Origin of the sequence: Paraburkholderia sp. SIMBA_053 (genome assembly GCF_046534895.1) — a bacterium.
Lineage (GTDB): Bacteria > Pseudomonadota > Gammaproteobacteria > Burkholderiales > Burkholderiaceae > Paraburkholderia > Paraburkholderia caledonica.
This window is the reverse complement of record NZ_JAWRXU010000002.1, coordinates 301,109-317,614: the sequence shown is the minus strand read 5'-3', so window position 1 is coordinate 317,614 and position 16,506 is coordinate 301,109. Positions and strand designations below refer to the sequence as shown.

General features: G+C 63.3%; 17 protein-coding genes. 3 read left to right on the top strand and 14 right to left on the bottom strand.

Annotated features, from left to right (window positions below; translation table 11 throughout):
• Positions 1-10: 10 nt before the first annotated feature.
• From ispG to ndk, 4 genes are all read right to left on the bottom strand, one after another.
• Entirely contained in the window at positions 11-1,327 is a 1,317-nt protein-coding gene (gene ispG / locus SB753_RS07965; protein WP_027775402.1) for a flavodoxin-dependent (E)-4-hydroxy-3-methylbut-2-enyl-diphosphate synthase, read from the bottom strand.
• 85 nt (positions 1,328-1,412) lie between these two features.
• Positions 1,413-2,498, bottom strand: coding sequence for a helix-turn-helix domain-containing protein (locus tag SB753_RS07960; RefSeq protein ID WP_410799882.1), 1,086 nt, complete (start codon positions 2,496-2,498; stop codon positions 1,413-1,415).
• Positions 2,499-2,714: 216 nt separating this feature from the next.
• On the bottom strand, positions 2,715-3,866 hold the full coding sequence (gene rlmN / locus SB753_RS07955; protein WP_088174746.1) for a 23S rRNA (adenine(2503)-C(2))-methyltransferase RlmN: 1,152 nt from the start codon (positions 3,864-3,866) through the stop codon (positions 2,715-2,717).
• A 160-nt stretch (positions 3,867-4,026) separates the two neighbouring features.
• Positions 4,027-4,452: a nucleoside-diphosphate kinase gene (gene ndk, locus SB753_RS07950; RefSeq protein WP_020065537.1), complete on the bottom strand. Its 426-nt coding sequence runs from the start codon at positions 4,450-4,452 to the stop codon at positions 4,027-4,029.
• A 321-nt stretch (positions 4,453-4,773) separates the two neighbouring features.
• Between ndk and SB753_RS07945 the strand changes: the two genes are divergently transcribed.
• On the top strand, positions 4,774-5,472 hold the full coding sequence (locus SB753_RS07945; RefSeq protein ID WP_020065536.1) for a Bax inhibitor-1/YccA family protein: 699 nt from the start codon (positions 4,774-4,776) through the stop codon (positions 5,470-5,472).
• A 117-nt stretch (positions 5,473-5,589) separates the two neighbouring features.
• On the opposite strand, the gene SB753_RS07940 is transcribed toward SB753_RS07945, so the two are convergent.
• The 10 genes from SB753_RS07940 to SB753_RS07895 form a co-directional block, all read right to left on the bottom strand.
• Positions 5,590-6,363 carry an MBL fold metallo-hydrolase gene (locus SB753_RS07940; protein WP_087752283.1) on the bottom strand — a complete coding sequence of 258 codons (774 nt, stop codon included), beginning with the start codon at positions 6,361-6,363 and terminating at the stop codon, positions 5,590-5,592.
• Between the two features lie 6 nt (positions 6,364-6,369).
• On the bottom strand, positions 6,370-7,509 hold the full coding sequence (gene bamC, locus SB753_RS07935) for an outer membrane protein assembly factor BamC (protein WP_027804234.1): 1,140 nt from the start codon (positions 7,507-7,509) through the stop codon (positions 6,370-6,372).
• A gap of 124 nt (positions 7,510-7,633) precedes the next feature.
• Complete coding sequence (gene dapA / locus SB753_RS07930; RefSeq protein ID WP_020065533.1) at positions 7,634-8,560, bottom strand: 4-hydroxy-tetrahydrodipicolinate synthase; 927 nt, start codon at positions 8,558-8,560, stop codon at positions 7,634-7,636.
• A gap of 43 nt (positions 8,561-8,603) precedes the next feature.
• A complete protein-coding gene (locus tag SB753_RS07925) occupies positions 8,604-9,200 on the bottom strand; it encodes a class I SAM-dependent methyltransferase (RefSeq protein WP_410799879.1) in 597 nt (198 codons plus the stop codon).
• 17 nt (positions 9,201-9,217) lie between these two features.
• Positions 9,218-10,420, bottom strand: a complete 1,203-nt coding sequence (locus tag SB753_RS07920) for a tryptophan--tRNA ligase (protein ID WP_027775408.1) — start codon at positions 10,418-10,420, stop codon at positions 9,218-9,220.
• A 6-nt stretch (positions 10,421-10,426) separates the two neighbouring features.
• Positions 10,427-11,089, bottom strand: coding sequence for a site-2 protease family protein (locus tag SB753_RS07915; RefSeq protein WP_020065530.1), 663 nt, complete (start codon positions 11,087-11,089; stop codon positions 10,427-10,429).
• Between the two features lie 47 nt (positions 11,090-11,136).
• The gene (locus SB753_RS07910; RefSeq protein WP_020065529.1) at positions 11,137-11,772 is read right to left on the bottom strand and encodes an L-threonylcarbamoyladenylate synthase; all 636 of its coding nucleotides are present in this window, start codon (positions 11,770-11,772) and stop codon (positions 11,137-11,139) included.
• A gap of 109 nt (positions 11,773-11,881) precedes the next feature.
• Entirely contained in the window at positions 11,882-12,712 is an 831-nt protein-coding gene (locus SB753_RS07905) for a 3',5'-nucleoside bisphosphate phosphatase (protein ID WP_027775410.1), read from the bottom strand.
• A gap of 115 nt (positions 12,713-12,827) precedes the next feature.
• Positions 12,828-13,712: an alpha/beta fold hydrolase gene (locus SB753_RS07900; protein ID WP_410799876.1), complete on the bottom strand. Its 885-nt coding sequence runs from the start codon at positions 13,710-13,712 to the stop codon at positions 12,828-12,830.
• Between the two features lie 80 nt (positions 13,713-13,792).
• Complete coding sequence (locus SB753_RS07895; RefSeq protein ID WP_410799874.1) at positions 13,793-14,716, bottom strand: ferritin-like domain-containing protein; 924 nt, start codon at positions 14,714-14,716, stop codon at positions 13,793-13,795.
• A gap of 221 nt (positions 14,717-14,937) precedes the next feature.
• On the opposite strand from SB753_RS07895, the gene SB753_RS07890 reads away from it, so the two are divergent.
• Together SB753_RS07890 and hslO are read left to right on the top strand one after the other, a co-directional pair.
• Positions 14,938-15,462: a gamma carbonic anhydrase family protein gene (locus SB753_RS07890; protein WP_020065525.1), complete on the top strand. Its 525-nt coding sequence runs from the start codon at positions 14,938-14,940 to the stop codon at positions 15,460-15,462.
• 74 nt (positions 15,463-15,536) lie between these two features.
• On the top strand, positions 15,537-16,484 hold the full coding sequence (hslO, locus tag SB753_RS07885; protein ID WP_027775413.1) for an Hsp33 family molecular chaperone HslO: 948 nt from the start codon (positions 15,537-15,539) through the stop codon (positions 16,482-16,484).
• The last annotated feature ends 22 nt before the right edge of the window (positions 16,485-16,506 follow it).

Genomic DNA, 16,506 nt, shown 5'->3' with positions numbered 1-16,506 from the left:
TAGCCGATGTTTAGTTGAGCGCCTCGGCGCGGCCGTACCGGCGCTCGACGTAGTCACTCACGATTTGCTGGAATTCTTGCGCAATGTTTTCGCCGCGCAGCGTCTTTACCTTCTCGCCGTCGATGAACACCGGGGCCGCCGGATTCTCGCCCGAACCAGGCAGGCTGATACCGATGTTCGCCTGCTTCGACTCGCCCGGACCGTTGACGATGCAGCCCATCACCGCGACGTGCATTTTCTCGACGCCAGGATACTGATCGCGCCACACCGGCATCTGCGTGCGCAGATACGTCTGGATTTGCGACGCGAGTTCCTGGAACAGCGTGCTCGTCGTGCGGCCACAGCCGGGGCACGCGATCACCATAGGTGTGAACGAGCGCAGGCCCATGGTCTGCAGAATTTCCTGGCCGACGATGACCTCGCCGGTACGCGACGCGCCCGGCTCCGGAGTCAGCGAGATACGGATCGTGTCACCGATGCCTTGCTGCAGCAGCACCGACAGCGCCGCCGTGGACGCGACGATGCCCTTGGAGCCCATGCCCGCTTCCGTCAACCCGAGGTGCAGCGCGAAATCGCAACGGCGCGCGAGTTCGCGGTACACCGCGATCAGGTCCTGCACGCCGCTCACCTTGCACGACAGAATTATCTTGTTGCGTGAAAGGCCGAGTTCAACCGCGCGCTCGGCCGAGCCGATCGCCGACTGGATCAGCGCTTCGTACATGACGCTTTGCGCTTCCCACGGCGTCGCGCGGGCAGCGTTTTCGTCCATCATTTTCGCGAGCAGATCCTGGTCCAGACTGCCCCAGTTGACGCCGATGCGCACCGGCTTGTCGTACTTCACCGCCGCTTCGATCATCTGCGCGAATTGGGTGTCGCGTTTCGCGCCGTGCCCAACGTTGCCGGGATTGATCCGGTATTTCGACAACGACTCCGCGCACGCGGGGTAATCACGCAGCAGCAGGTGGCCGTTGTAGTGGAAATCGCCGACGAGCGGCACCGACACGCCCATGCGGTCGAGCTGCTCGCGCACCGCCGGCACGGCCGCGGCCGCCTCCGGCGTATTGACCGTGATACGCACCAGTTCCGAGCCGGCTTGCGCCAGCTCCTTGATCTGGATGGCCGTGCCAATCGCGTCGGCGGTGTCCGTGTTCGTCATCGACTGGACGCGCACGGGCGCATCGCCCCCGATGGTGACAAGCTGGCCACCCCAGCGGACGTCGACCGCATGCGACTTGCGCCGCGCAGCCTGTCCGCCGAACACCGGCTCGTTTGACACGATCTTGCTACTGGATTGGGATTGAGCTTCGGATTGCATCGAAAAACCCATTTACGCCACGCGCGTCACACAAAGATGCGACGCCTCAATTGAAAAAGCGCCGCGGTCCGGTTGGCCGCGACGCACACCGTCTGTATCAAGGCAGCGCAAAGCGCGCCACATTGCCTTTCGCCGCCGCATATTTCGACGGATCGACCGGCTGACCGTCCAGCGTCAACGACTCAAGACCGGCCTTGTTGCCAACCGTGACCCTGAAAGGCGCCTCGCCCGTCACTTCCTTTGTATCGCCAGCATGCACGAGGCCGGAGAACACTTCTTTGCCGTCCTTGCCGCGCACACTGAACCAGCTATCTTTGGTCACGCGCAGCGCAATGATTGCGGACCCCGCGACCGGTGCCGATGCTGCCGCCGCCTTCGTCGAGTCACCGGCGACAACCGCCGGGGCGCTAGCAGCAGGCGCCGCCGTGACGGGCGGCGCGGAAGCCGGCGCGGTGCCGGCCGCAAGCGGCACGGGCATCGGCGTAGCCGACGCTCCGCTCTGGCCGCCAGCCTGCGCCTCGGACTCGGACGCAGCCTCTTGCGAAATTGCTTCGGAGCCCGCTGCCGGGCCTTGCGCGACAGTGCCCGACGCGCCCGTGGCGCCACCGGCCCCACCATTCGCGCTCGCCTTCAGGCGCGCGAGCCATGCTGTTGAATCGCCCCCATTGGTGTGCCACATGGCGAGCGAAATCACCGCGACGATCACCGCCGCCACGCCCCACAACCACGAGCGGCTTTTTTGTGCGCCGCCGCCAAGCGACAGCGACACCCGGCCGCGCGGCAAGTCCTTGCCGGAGGACGCGGGCATTGACAGGTCCGGCGCCGCCACACCCTTCTCGCGGCGCAACGCCTGCGTGAACGGAGCAGGATCGGCGCCGAGCATCTTGGCGTAGCTGCGCACCACGCCGAGAGCGAAAGTGGTGTCCGGCAAGTGGCTGATGTCGCCCGATTCGAGCGCGCGCAACTTGGCGGGCGCCACTTTCAGCCGGGCCGACACGTCTTCGATCGACCAGCCCTTCGACTCGCGCAGTTGCGTCAAGCGCGCGCCAACCGCCGCAAGCGAGTCGAGGCCCGGCTGAGCAACAGGCTGTACGACAGGCTGCAGCGCCGCCCGCGAGGCAGATGCCGGGTGGCTCTCGTTCGTGTCTGTGTCCTGCGGCTGCGGGTGCTGCGGCTCACTCATCCCAAATCCTTTCGCGTCGATTCTTTTTCACTCGTGCGACCGGACCGGTCCAAACTTCATGTCCGAATCGCAGACCGTTTATAACAAAATGCGCGGCCTCATGTGCCGCTTCCGATCGATTCTGCAAACTTTCTTTTCAATCGCCGGCATGCCTGGCGCTTTAGAGTTTTGACGGGCGTTTCGCGCCCTAATACCCGAAGGCGCCGCCCTTGCGACCTACACGGCACGAACTTCAATGATCTTCGCTGCCTTCCCGGTGCGCTCAGCAAGGCGCGTGCGGTCTTTCACCGCACCGGCCAACTGACCGCAGGCAGCGTCGATATCATCGCCGCGTGTTTTACGCACCGTGGTGACGACGCCCGCGTCCATCAACACTTGTGCAAACCGCTTGATCTGTTCCTGTTTCGAGCGCACGAGGCCCGACTCGGGGAACGGATTGAACGGAATAAGGTTGAACTTGCATGGCACGTCGCGTGTGAGTGCCAGCAGCTCGCGCGCTTGCGCTTCGCTGTCGTTCACGCCGTCGAGCATGCAATATTCGAAAGTAATGAAATCGCGCGGCGCGACTTTCAGATAGCGCTGGCAAGCCGCCATCAATTCGCGCAGCGGATATTTTTTGTTCAGCGGCACCAGCATGTCGCGCAACGGATCGCTCGGCGCATGCAGCGAAACAGCCAGCGCAACGGGCAGATCGGCGCCAAGCCGGTCCATCATGGGCACGACGCCCGAGGTCGACAGCGTCACGCGCCGACGGGACAAGCCGTACGCGTTGTCGTCGAGCATCAGGCGCATGGCAGGCACGACCGCGTCGTAGTTCAGGAGCGGCTCGCCCATGCCCATCATCACGACATTCGTGACGACGCGCTCACCTTTGCCGTCGCCACCCGAGGCGCGACCACCGTCCACCCCGCGCGACGCCCGCAGCGCGAACTCGGCCATACGCAACTGGCCGATGATCTCGCCAGTCGTGAGATTGCGGGAGAAACCCTGCTTGCCGGTCGAACAGAAACGGCAGTTCACCGCGCACCCCGCTTGCGACGACACGCATAGCGTGCCGCGCGTTTCTTCGGGGATGAAAACGGTTTCGACTGCGTTGCTGTTGCCGACGTCGATCAGCCACTTACGTGTGCCGTCGGTGGAAATATGGTCGCTGACGATGCCCGGCATCGAGATCGTAGCGCGGCCTTTCAGCTTTTCGCGCAAGGACTTCGCGAGATCGGTCATGCCGTCGAAGTCTGCAGCGTTGTACTGGTGGATCCAGCGCTGCAATTGCTTGGCGCGAAACGGCTTCTCGCCCAGGCTGTCGCAATAGGCGACTAGCCCTTGGGCGTCGAGGTCGAGAAGGTTGACGGTGGAACTGCTCGTCATATCGAATCCTGCCATTTCAGTGCGAGACTGCGTTCATGCAACAAGCTGCATGAACGCAAAGCCGTTCGCGCCCATCCCTGCTGCTTTTACCTTACTACTTTGCCCAGCGATTCGTGTGACTAAACGAAACCGGCTGCACAACCGCCGGGGCAATCCAGCATTAGCGCGAGTAGACGTTCACTTGCGGGAAGAAAAATGCAATTTCAACTGCAGCCGTTTCAGCGGCGTCGGAGCCGTGCACTGCGTTTGCGTCGATGCTGTCAGCGAAGTCGGCGCGGATCGTGCCCTTTTCCGCCTTCTTCGGGTCCGTTGCACCCATCAGGTCACGGTGCTTCAGGATAGCGTTTTCGCCTTCCAGCACCTGAACGGCCACCGGGCCCGAAATCATGAATTCGACCAGGTCCTTGAAGAACGGACGTGCAGCGTGCACCGCGTAGAACTTCTCAGCGTCGGCACGCGACAGATGAACCATGCGCGAAGCCACGATCTTCAGGCCAGCGTTTTCGAAACGGCTGTAGATCTGGCCGATCACGTTCTTGGCCACTGCGTCCGGCTTGATAATCGACAGGGTGCGTTCGATCGCCATAAAAACTCCAAAAAATTAAGAGGTTACAGATTCAAATGAATCCGCTATTGTAGCATGTTCCCGTGTATGATTGCGATTGAACCCTTACAGCATTGAAAGACTCAAAGCAGGAGTTTCTGAATACTGGTAGCGTAGGCCTCGTGAGCACTTTTTAATGCACTTTAAGTTGGTTGACGGCATTGAAACTCCCTGCCGCCGCACCGATCTTAGGAACGAGTAGTCCGCGACCGGGGCGAAAAGCTTCCGGCACGGCCCGCTGCAAGAGCGCTGGATAAACCGCTGATACCACCACGCAACACGCTTCTGACGTAAGGAGAGACCATGAACGATCATCCGTATAGCTTTGGCCGCACTGGCGCGGTCAGCACGGTGGAAACGCGTAACCGCGTGCTACGAAACACCTACTGGCTGCTCGCGCTGTCCATGATTCCGACAGTGCTCGGCGCGTGGGTAGGCCTGGCCACCGGGTTCTCGCTGTTCGCCGCCACAAGTCCTGCCATGAGCATGCTGGCGTTCTTCGCGATCGCCTTCGGTTTCATGTTCGCGATCGAGAAAACGAAGGAGAGCGCCGCCGGCGTATTCGTGCTGCTCGGCTTCACGTTCTTCATGGGCTTGATGCTGTCGCGCATTCTTGGCTTCGTGCTGGGATTCTCCAACGGCCCATCGCTGATCATGCTCGCCTTCGGTGGCACCGGTGTGATTTTCGCGTCGATGGCAACCATTGCGACCGTCAGCAAGCGCGACTTCTCCGGTCTCGGCAAGTGGCTCTTCATGGGCGTGATCGTGCTGCTGCTGGCGTCCGTCGCGAACGTGTTCCTGCACCTGCCGGCGCTGATGCTCACGGTTTCCGTCATGGCCATCGTGATTTTCTCGGCGTACATGCTGTTCGACGTCCAACGCGTCGTGAACGGCGGTGAGACGAACTACATCACGGCAGCGCTCGCGATCTATCTCGACCTGTACAACGTGTTCGTGAACCTGCTTGCGCTGCTCGGCATCTTCGGCGGCAACCGCAACTAAGTTCTACGCGTCGAACCTAGGCGCGGCATTGCTTGGCCCCACCAGCCGCCGCGCCGTAGAAAAAGCCCATAACGATTGCTCGTTATGGGCTTTTTTCGTTGGGCAATACCGCAACGCTCACAAATCGAGCCATTCAAACCCTTCGGCCTGCGACGCCACTACGACCTCAGTCGGCGCCGCGCCCAGCACGCTTGCCATGGCAGCCCGCGCCAGTTCCGGCAGATTATTCTGCTGACTTAAGTGTGCGGCCACCAGATGGCGCAGTTTGGAGCGATCGAGCGAAGCCAGAATTTCGGCTGCGGCGTCGTTGTTCAAATGCCCATGATTGCCGCCGATGCGCGCCTTCAGCGATTGCGGATAGCGGCTGCCGGCAAGCATTCGCACGTCGTGATTGCATTCGAGCACCAGCGCGTCGCAACCACTCAACACGGAACTGATATGCGGCGTGGAAGTGCCTACATCAGTCAGCACGCCAAGGCGGCTCGCGCCATTTGAGAACACGTATTGCAACGGCTCGCGGGCGTCGTGAGGAACCGTGTACGGAAGAACGCTCAGGTCGCCGATCGCCACAGCCTCATCGCCCCACAGCACTTGCAGGTCGACATTGGCCTCGTCGGCACCCACTGCGCGGGCGGTGCCCCAACTCATGTACAGCGGGATGGACCACTTGCGCGCCAGTGTCAGCGCGCTGCCGATGTGGTCGCTGTGTTCGTGAGTGATCAGGATGGCGTCGAGACCTTCGGCGCTACAGCCGAGCCGCGTCAGACGCCGTTCGACTTCCTTGGCGGAAAAGCCGCAGTCGAGCAGCACACGCGTGGTGGTCGCGCCGCTTTGCGCTTCCACCAACAGTGCGTTGCCCTCACTGCCACTGCCAAGACTTGCGAATCGCACAGGCCGTTAGTTCAGTTGCGCGTGCAGGAGCGTCACGATGCGCTGCGCGTCGGATGAATTGTCGATCTGCCCGTTCGCGTCGAGCACTGCCACTTGCGTCACCGTGTCACCCTTCGGGCGCACGTTGACGAGAAACTCCTGCCCCGGCTTTTTCGACGAATTGCCGCTGTAGAACAGCTTGCCGAGGAGGCCTTCTTTCTTCAGTTCCTGCATCGAATCGGCGTAGCGCACGTAGTAAATGCCCTTCGCGCGATCCCGGTTGTCCACGGTGAAATTCGTGCGGTCGAGCGCGAGGCCGACGCGCAGCCATGCACGGTCGAACGATTCCTGCAGATCCAGCGTGGAAGTGCCCGCGCTCTTGTCGAGCGTAGCCGGCGCGGTGGCCGGGTGCGCCTCCGTCAGCAGCTGCTTCGACTGCGCTTCGGTCAGGCCGAATTTCTGCATCAGCTTGGTCAGAAACAGCGCTTCCAGCGCCGGATCGCGCGGACGCTCTTCCCAACGCGACGATGTCTTGTCCTGCCCCGTCAACACCTCTTCCATTGCGCTATGCGTGACGGAAATGTCGGTGGTGTCTGACGGACCACGCGACACGAGCGTGCGGAAACTGTCGCGGGTGCCCGACGAATAAGCGAAGTCGATCACCTTGCCGACCGTACGGCGGAACCAGTCGTCGGGAATGTTGGCGCGATTTTCAGCCCAGTCGGTCACCATGATGCCGGTGGCCGGCGCGTCGGTCTTCAGCGCGAAGCCGTTCTCCTGCCAGAACTCCTGCAACTGCGGCCAGAGTTGTTCCGGCGAGCGGCCGTCGACCACCAGCCAGCGGCGGTCGCCGTCGCGCTCGATGTGCATGCCATACGGGTCCTGCGCGGTCGGCTGACCTTCCGTGGAATTGCCGGCAGCCGTAACCGCGCGCTGCGTGGCGCCGCCCAGCGCCAGATTAGCCGGAGGTGCAACGTAGCGCTGGTCGGTCGGCGTGGTGGTCAGATCGCCGGGCACGGCGAGCGGCGGCGCACTGCCCGCGCCTTTGTAATTCACACGATCGGAGGCAAACCAGTCGTTCAGGGTGTCACAGCCGGCGAGCGTCACCAGGGCAAGCGTCAGCGCCGCCATGCGGGTTGCGTGGAGGGAAAGTGCGGAACGTTTCATGAGGTCCTTCGTGATGCTGGAACGCGGTGCCTGGTTCTGTGTGCCGGGAACGTGGGCTGGATCGACGTCGGTTAAGGGAATGCCAGTGGACTGGGTGAGCGCCGAGGGTACGCGGACGGGCCGCCTAACCGAGCAGGCCCGCTTCGCGCAGCGCGCCGCGCACCACTTCATGGTATTGCGCGTCGAGCGGCGTAAGCGGCAGGCGGATTCCGCCCTGCACACGACCCAATTGCTGCAGTGCCCATTTCGCGGGAATCGGATTCGATTCAATGAACAGGTTCTTATGCAGCGACAGGAGCTTCAGATGAATCTCGCGGGCGGTCTTTGCGTCCGCAGCCAGCGCGGCCTTGCACAGTTCGCTCATGGCGCGCGGCGCGACGTTCGCGGTAACCGAGATATTGCCGTGACCGCCGAGCAGCATCAACGCGATTGCCGTGGGGTCGTCGCCGCTGTAGATGCCGAAGTGAGCCGGTGCCGACTTGATCAGATGCGCGGCCCGATCGATATTGCCCGTCGCTTCCTTCACACCGATGATGCCCGGCACCTGCGCGCAACGCAGAATAGTCTCGTTGCTCATGTCCGCGACCGTGCGGCCGGGCACGTTATACAAAATCACCGGAAGGTCTACCGTTTCGGCGATTTTTGCGAAATGGCGATAGATGCCTTCCTGCGTCGGCTTGTTGTAGTACGGCACGACCTGCAGCGTGGCGTCGGCCCCCACTTCCTTCGCCTGGCGCGTGAGTTCGATGGCCTCAGCAGTCGAGTTGCCGCCCGAGCCCGCGATCACCGGAATCCGGCCCGCCGTGTGCTCCACCGCAGTCTTGACCATGAGCACGTGTTCTTCGACCGACAACGTAGCCGACTCGCCGCTCGTGCCGACGACGACCAGCGCATTCGTGCCTTCCGCGACGTGCCAGTCGATCAGTTTGCGAAATGCCGGCAGATCGAGGCTGCCGTCTTCGAGCATCGGGGTGATGATGGCAGGAATGCTGCCGCGAATCTGAACGCCGTCGTTGCCGCGCGGGTTGCCGGATTGATTGCCGTTAGTCATGAAACGCCATGAATTTGATCAGGTAAACCGCGATTGTAGCGGATTAGCCGGGCAACTCGTAACAAGGCGGGGGCGCCGCCTGTGCGGAGTCGTCTGAGCAATCCGCCTCCAGAATTGCGCAGATGCGCTGGACGTAAGCCGGGCGTGGCTGCGCGACAAAACCGTCCTGAAAGGCCACCACTCGCAACCGGGCGCGCACCACGTCGAGCAGCTCGCCAGGCGCGAGCAGGAACGCCGGATTAGAGGGCTTGCCCACCCCTTCGTTTCCTTGCGCGAACGTCTCGTAAACCAGTACGCCGCCGGGCGCGAGTGAGCGAATCAACTGGGGAAAAAGCGGCCGGTGCAGATAGTTAGTGACGACCACTGCGGCGAACTGTGCGTCCGCTGCCAAAGGCCAAGGCGCGTTTTCGATGTCGGCCATGACCGTCGTGACGAGCGGCTCGTCGGCCAGCGCATTCAGCGCGGCCGCGTCGCGGTCGATTGCAGTCACCGGATGGCCGAGCGATGCGAAAAAGCGCGCGTGCCGTCCCGCGCCAGAAGCGACGTCGAGCACCGCACCGTGCGCCGCGACCAGATGCGCCCATTGACGCACCCAGCGCGACGGCTCGCCCAATCCATGCAAGACAGCGGTCGTGCTCATCGCTTTGGCGCAGTCGTTCAGTTGTACGACAGGCCCATGGCCTCGCGCACGTCGCGCATCGTTTCCGTGGCGAAGCGGCGGGCCTTGTCACAGCCGTCGGCGACGATCGCGCGCAGCAGCGACGGATCGTCCATGTACTTCTGCGCGCGTTCGAGCATCGGCTGCTGTTCGCGCAGGATGCCTTCGATCACCGGCTGCTTGCATTCGAGACAGCCAATGCCCGCGGAGCGGCAACCTTTCTGAACCCACTCGTGCGTGGCTTCGTCGGTATAGACCTGATGCAGTTGCCACACCGGGCACTTGTCCGGATCGCCCGGATCGGTGCGGCGCACGCGCGCCGGATCGGTCGGCATGGTGCGCACTTTCTTCGTGATGGTCTCGGCATCTTCGCGCAGACCGATCGTGTTGCCGTACGACTTCGACATTTTCTGACCGTCGAGGCCAGGCATACGCGACGCTTCGGTCAGCATGGCCTGCGGCTCGACCAGGATGATCTTGCGCGAACCTTCCAGGTAGCCGAACAGACGCTCGCGGTCGTTCATCGACAGGCTCTGCGATTCCTGCAACATCGCGCGCGCCTGTTCGAGCGCTTCGTCGTCGCCGTCCTGCTGATACGCGTTGCGCAGTTCGTGATAGAGCTTCGCGCGCTTGCCGCCGAGCTTCTTCGCAGCTTCGTTGGCTTTCTCTTCGAAGCCCGGTTCGCGGCCGTACAGGTAGTTGAAACGACGCGCGATTTCGCGCGTCATTTCGACGTGCGGCACCTGGTCTTCGCCCACCGGCACGAGCGAGCCGCGATACAGCAGAATGTCCGCCGCCATCAACACCGGATAGCCGAGGAAGCCGTACGTGGACAAATCTTTGTCCTTCAGCTTTTCCTGCTGCTCCTTGTAGGTCGGCACGCGTTCGAGCCAACCGAGCGGCGTGCTCATGCCGAGCAGCAGCGCAAGCTCTGCATGCTCAGGCACCTTGCTCTGGATGAACAGCGTGGCCTGCGCCGGATCGATGCCCGAAGCGAGCCAGTCGATCAGTACGTCCCACACGTTCTTTTCGATCACCTCGGGCGTTTCGTAGTGAGTCGTCAGCGCGTGCCAGTCGACCACACAGAAGAAGCACGGGTACTCGGACTGCAGCCGCACCCAGTTTTTCAGCACGCCGTGATAGTGGCCGAGGTGCAGCGACCCGGTGGGCCGCATGCCGGAGAAGATACGGTCTGGGAACATGGTTATTTAGAAAAGCGAAACAAGTGGAGTCAGGATTGCGGTGATCGCGCTATACCCGAGGGTAACGAGCGGGCCGAGCCAGTATCGCGTCAGCGTGCCCGTCATGACCAGCGCCATGACGATGAAAAAACCATACGGCTCGAGTCGCGACAACGTGATGGCCTGGCGCGGCGGCAATAACGCCATCAGCACGCGACCGCCGTCGAGCGGCGGCAGCGGAAACAGATTGAGCACGCCGAGCACGAGATTGACGCCGACGCCGGCGCCCGCCATGCGCGTGAAAAACGGTTCGTCGACGGCCATCACCGCGAGCGCTACGCCGAAGAGGCCCCAGATGAGCGCCTGCACGAAGTTGCACGCGGGACCGGCAGCGGCGACCCAGAGGCTCCCCCAGCGCGGATTGCGCAGGTTGCCGAAGGCAACGGGTACCGGCTTCGCGTAGCCGAACATGAACGCGCCGCTCGTCGCGAAGTAAAGCAGCAACGGAATCGCAATCGTGCCGAGCGGATCGATGTGCCGCATCGGATTGATTGAAACGCGACCGAGCACATAGGCCGTGTTGTCGCCGAGCCAGCGCGCGACGTAGCCATGCGCGGCCTCGTGCAGCGTGATCGCGAAAATCACCGGCAACGCGTAGACCGCGATGGTTTGTATCAGGGAAGAATCCATAACTCGCTATTGTAACAATGCGATTGCGTGCATCTGTCCGCTTTCGCTCATGCCGTCTCTTCGAGACCGAATGGCGCGAGAGAACCGCGCCCTGCCCGCACCAGTACCGGCTCGGCGCCGGTCAGATCGATCACCGTGGACGGTTCGCACACGCAGGCGCCGCCGTCGATCACGAGATCCAGTTGCTTTTCCAGCCGCTCGCGAATTTCCTCGGGATCGTTCAGCGGCGCGGATTCCCCCGGCATTATCAACGTGGAGCCGAGCAGCGGCTGACCAAGCTCTCCGAGAATCGCGAGCGTGATCGCATGATCCGGCACACGCAGGCCGATCGTCTTGCGCGACGGATGCGACAGGCGCCGCGGCACTTCCTTGGTCGCCTGCAGCACGAAAACGTAGGGTCCCGGCGTCACGGATTTGATCAGCCGGTACTGGCGGTTGTCCACCATCGCGAAGTTCGCCAGTTCCGACAGATCGCGCACGAGGAGCGACAGCAGCTGCTTTTCATCCAGCCCGCGAATTCGGCGCAGGCGTTCGACCGCGTCCTTGTCGTCGAGATGACAGGCGAGCGCGTAGCTGGAATCGGTCGGCAACGCGACTACGCCGCCGTCGTTGATGATCTGCACCGCCTGTTTGACGAGGCGCGGCTGCGGATTGTCTGGATGAAGCCGAAAGTATTGGGACATGGCGGCTAACGATGGCTGAGGATCGACGGCAAATTATGGCGAATCGGCGGGACGCGCGCGCAGATGGCCGGCTCCCGCACGCGACGTGCCGCATGGGCACGGCGCGCGTTCACAGCCAGCGTTCCCAGACGGGTTTGAGATCGGAAGGAAGCGGCGGCAACGTGCCGAGTTCGACGCGGCCCTCACCGGGCGCGTGGAAGTCGGAGCCACGCGACGCCTCGAAGCCGAAGCGGCGGGCCACGTCGGCATATTCGCGGTACTGATCGGGCGTGTGGCTGCCCGTGACGACTTCGATCGCCTTGCCGCCCAAGTCGATGAATTCGGCGAAAAACGCGTCGAATTCGACCGGCGAGTACGCGTAACGACCCGGATGCGCGATGATCGCCTCGCCGCCCGCGGCCTTGATCCAGCCGACCGCGTCCGCGAGCTTCGCCCAGCGGTGCGATACATAGCCGGGCTTGCCGTCGCCGAGATAGCGGTTGAACACGTCTTGCGTGGAACTGGCGTAGCCGCTCTCGACCATGAAGCGCGCGAAATGGGTGCGCGAGATCATGTCCGGGTTCGACACGTATTTGAGCGCGCCCTGGTAAGCGTCGGGAATGCCGAGCGTGGCCAGTTGCTCGCCGATGGCTTCCGCCCGGGCGGCCCGCCCGTTGCGCGTGCGAGCAAGGCCGTCGATCAGCACGGAACTCGTGGGATCGATGCCGAGTCCGACAATGTGCACCGTACGCGCCGCCCAGGTCACCGAAATTTCCACGCCGCTGACATAGCTCATGCCGAGTTCCCCGGCGGCTTCGCGCGCTTCGCGCTGGCCGGCGAGTTCGTCGTGATCGGTCAGCGCCCACAAGGTCACGCCCCCCGCATGCGCACGGCGCGCGACATCGGCCGGCGCAAACTGGCCGTCGGAAACGGTGGAGTGACAGTGGAGGTCGGCGTTCATCATCGTCTGGAGAAGGTTCTGCAGTCCATTTTACTGCAACGCAGTAAGTGGACGCAGGGCAATCTCTCGTCGCCGCTTTCCGCTGACTTGCCGCGCGCCCCGGTTTGCTTGCGCGCTACGCGCAGAATCCCTCGATCAGCGCCGCCACCTGCTCCGGCTGGTCGTGGTGCACCATGTGCCCCGCCTCGTCGATGATCTTTTCGCGCCAGTCCGGAAACGCCTGGAAACGCGCCTTAAATTCATCAAGCGGAATTTCGCCGGCAATCGCGGCGAGCGTCGGCGAACGGGCGGCTTCGACGTGCAGCACTTTTGCGCTCACCTTTCGCCAGACGGCCATGACCTCGTCGAGCCGGTACAGCGTCGGGCCGCGCAGCTTGTGCGCCGGGTCGGCAAGCAGCATGAAACGCCCTTCACCATCGGGCTTCGACCAATGCTTTGCAAGAAACTGCGCACGCGCGGCGGCCAGACGTGGATTGGTCCTGACGAGGCGGCCGGCTACTTCGTCGAGCGACGCGTAGCGCTTGAGCTGCGGCGGATCGCGCAACTCGTCGAGCCAGTTTTGCAGACGTTTCGGCGCCTGCGCCGCATGCGACGGCGCAAGTCCAAAGCCCTCGAGGTCGACCACGCGACGCACCCGCTCCGGCCGCACGCCTGCGTACAGGCAGACGATATTCGCGCCGAGGCTATGCCCGACCAGATTGACCTGGCCGGTCGGCGCATAGTGATCGAGCAGTGCGTCGAGATCGGCGAGGTAATCGTGGAACCAGTAGTGACCGCCGCCGCTTTGCGCCACCGGCCAGTCCGACAGGCCGAAGCCGCGCATGTCCGGCGCAATGACCTGCCAGTCGCCGCCCATTGCATCGACGACGAACTGAAATGACGCCGCCACGTCCATCCAGCCGTGGAGCATGAATAGCGCCGGCGCGTCGGGGTTGCCCCAACGCCGCACATGCAGACGGACGCCTCGCACGGCGACGAGCTCGGAGCGGGAAGTGTTCATGATCGGCCACAAAAAAGAATGATCGTTCGATTATAACGAGATAACCGTACGGCGGACCTGAGCCCGGGTCGAGACAAGCCTCAGTCCTCGGTTCCCTGATCGGTCTGCGCGCCGCCTGCGTCGATGCCCGCCAACGCGGCCAGGTCGGCGAGTTCGGTGTCGTCGAAACCCGCGTCGCGGCGCGCCTCGAAATTGAACGGGCCGCGCAATTTCGGCGCGTGATACTGCTCGGCGAGGCGCGTGTAAGTGGCGTGCGGATCGAGACCGCTCTTGTCGCAGAGATAACGAAACCACCGGTTGCCGATCAGCACATGACCAATTTCGTCGCGCAGTATCACGTCCAGGATCGACGCCGACGCGTGATCGCCCGCCTGCTGCAAGCGCGCGCGGATAGGCGGCGAGGCGTCGAGCCCACGGGCTTCCAGCGTGCGGGGAACCAGCGCCATGCGCGCGAGCACGTCGCCACGGGTTCGCTCGCACATGTCCCATAGGCCGTCGTGCGCGGGAAAGTCGCCATAGGCACGGCCGTACTCGGCAAGCCGCGCCGTGAGCAGCGAGAAGTGATACGCCTCTTCGGCTGCGACCTTTAACCAGTCTGTGTAGAACGCGGCGGGCATGCCGGCGAAGCGCCAGACGGCGTCGAGCGCCAGGTTGATCGCGTTGAATTCGATGTGCGCGAGCGCGTGCAGCAGCACCGCTCGCCCTTGCGGCGATTGCATGCTGCGCCGCCCGAGCTTGCGCGGCTCGACAAGTTCAGGCCGTGCGGGACGGCCCGGAAGTTCGGGCGGTTCGTCCAGTTCGAGTTCCGCAGGGCATGGCGCGCTGCCGTCGATCACGGCGGCATACAACGCGCGCGCCGCGGCCGCCTTCGTGACCGGATCGGCTTCGCGCAGCGCGGCGAGCGCGGCGCGGCGCGCACACTGCGGCCGGCTGATCGAGCCGGACGCGGGCTCGTCCGCCGAACGGGGCGGCGCCAATGGGACTGGTGGAACAGCGGAAATCATCAGATGTGAATCGGTGAAGAAATTGGGAATGGCGACGAAGACGTGATCGCACAGGCGCGGAACGGTCTCGCGAGGCCTAAGCGTGACAACCACACAACCGTTTACAATACTCGATTCGACAATCGCGAGCGCCAGCCGCAACGACGAAGAGCCACCAGCCACGCATGGGCGCGGCCCCTTTTCGCCGCCGGCGTCCGGCGACCGATCCACGAGGAGACAACGTGACCATTTACAAGCTTGGCGACGCCGCACCGACCATCCACGAAAGCGTATTCGTCGCGGACTCCGCGACCATCATCGGCAATGTGACGCTCGCGGAAAATTCGAGCGTCTGGTTCGGCGCAACGCTACGCGGCGACAACGAGCCGATCACGTTGGGCGCGGGCAGCAACGTTCAGGAAAACGCGGTCTTACATACCGACCCCGGCTTTCCGCTGACCATCGAGCCGAACGTCACGATCGGCCACCAGGTAATGTTGCACGGCTGCACGATCAAGGAAGGCTCGCTGATCGGAATTCAGGCGGTGGTCTTGAATGGAGCGGTAATCGGCCGCAACTGTCTGGTCGGAGCGGGCGCCATCGTGACCGAAGGCAAGGTATTTCCCGATAATTCGCTGATTCTCGGCGCGCCCGCCAAGGTGGTGCGCGAATTGTCCGAGACGGATATCGCCAACATGCAGCGCGGCGCGGCAAGCTATGCCGAGCGCCGCGAGTATTTCAAGGCGCAGCTCGTACGCATCGGCTGACCGGCCGGGCGCGCAGCGCGCACGGCGCCGGCACGGCATATCGTCGTGGCGCGCCATTCGACTGAGGAAAAGTTGTGAGCGACCAGTTGCAAAAATTCATGTTCAGCGCGGCGCCGGTGCGCGGCGAAATCGTTTCGCTGCGCAATACGTGGCAGGAAGTGCTGACGCGCCGCGAGTACCCGGCGCCGGTGCGGACCATTCTCGGCGAGATGATGGCTGCGTGCGCGCTGCTGTCGGCGAATCTGAAGTTCGACGGGACGCTGATCATGCAGATTTTCGGCGACGGCCCGGCCAAGATGCTGGTGGTTCAATGCAGCTCGGATCTGTCGATGCGCGCCACCGCCAAGCTTTCCGGCGACGAAGGCACGATCGGCGACAGCGCTTCGCTGGTGGAGCTGCTCAACGCAAGCGGCCACGGTCGCTGCGTGATCACGCTCGACCCGCGCGACAAGAAGCCTGGCCAGCAGCCGTATCAGAGCATCGTGCCGCTGTCGGGCGTGGACGGTCCGCTCAACTCTATGGCCGAAGTGCTCGAGCACTACATGCATCACTCCGAGCAGCTCGACACGCGCCTGTGGCTCGCGGCGAATTCCGAGCGTGCGGTCGGCATGCTGCTGCAAAAGCTGCCGGGCGACGGCGGCATCGTCCCGCATCCGGGCGAGCTGGACGCGGACACCTGGGAGCGCGTCTGCACGTTGGGCGGCACGCTCTCGCAAGACGAGCTGCTGAAGGAAGAACCGGAAACGGTGTTCCGGCGGCTCTTCTGGCAGGAAAACGTTCAGCATTTCGAGCCCGCCGCCGCGCGTTTCGAGTGCACCTGCTCGCGCGAAAAAGTCGGCTCGATGCTGAAAATGCTCGGCCGGGAAGAGGTGGACAGCGTGCTCGAAGAGCGCGGCCACGTCGAGATTCATTGTGAGTTCTGCAACCAGCGGTATGAGTTCGACCCGGTCGACGTGGCGCAACTTTTTCTCGTGAACGCACTCTCACAAGGTGTGACGCCGGCTGCTGGGCAACGGCACTGAAGCGGCTGGCCGGGCGAGCGCT

Excerpts from the sequence above, each read along its gene's own strand:
- SB753_RS07915 (WP_020065530.1), bottom strand. The coding sequence starts at position 11,089 with ATGGATTCTTCCCTGATACAAACCATCGCGGTCTACGCGTTGCCGGTG.
- SB753_RS07960 (WP_410799882.1), bottom strand. The coding sequence starts at position 2,498 with ATGAGTGAGCCGCAGCACCCGCAGCCGCAGGACACAGACACGAACGAG.
- ndk (WP_020065537.1), bottom strand. The coding sequence starts at position 4,452 with ATGGCGATCGAACGCACCCTGTCGATTATCAAGCCGGACGCAGTGGCC.
- SB753_RS07945 (WP_020065536.1), top strand. The coding sequence starts at position 4,774 with ATGAACGATCATCCGTATAGCTTTGGCCGCACTGGCGCGGTCAGCACG.
- ispG (WP_027775402.1), bottom strand. The coding sequence starts at position 1,327 with ATGGGTTTTTCGATGCAATCCGAAGCTCAATCCCAATCCAGTAGCAAG.
- SB753_RS07905 (WP_027775410.1), bottom strand. The coding sequence starts at position 12,712 with ATGAACGCCGACCTCCACTGTCACTCCACCGTTTCCGACGGCCAGTTT.
- SB753_RS07900 (WP_410799876.1), bottom strand. The coding sequence starts at position 13,712 with ATGAACACTTCCCGCTCCGAGCTCGTCGCCGTGCGAGGCGTCCGTCTG.
- rlmN (WP_088174746.1), bottom strand. The coding sequence starts at position 3,866 with ATGACGAGCAGTTCCACCGTCAACCTTCTCGACCTCGACGCCCAAGGG.
- SB753_RS07920 (WP_027775408.1), bottom strand. The coding sequence starts at position 10,420 with ATGTTCCCAGACCGTATCTTCTCCGGCATGCGGCCCACCGGGTCGCTG.
- dapA (WP_020065533.1), bottom strand. The coding sequence starts at position 8,560 with ATGACTAACGGCAATCAATCCGGCAACCCGCGCGGCAACGACGGCGTT.
- SB753_RS07895 (WP_410799874.1), bottom strand. The coding sequence starts at position 14,716 with ATGATTTCCGCTGTTCCACCAGTCCCATTGGCGCCGCCCCGTTCGGCG.
- bamC (WP_027804234.1), bottom strand. The coding sequence starts at position 7,509 with ATGAAACGTTCCGCACTTTCCCTCCACGCAACCCGCATGGCGGCGCTG.
- SB753_RS07925 (WP_410799879.1), bottom strand. The coding sequence starts at position 9,200 with ATGAGCACGACCGCTGTCTTGCATGGATTGGGCGAGCCGTCGCGCTGG.
- SB753_RS07910 (WP_020065529.1), bottom strand. The coding sequence starts at position 11,772 with ATGTCCCAATACTTTCGGCTTCATCCAGACAATCCGCAGCCGCGCCTC.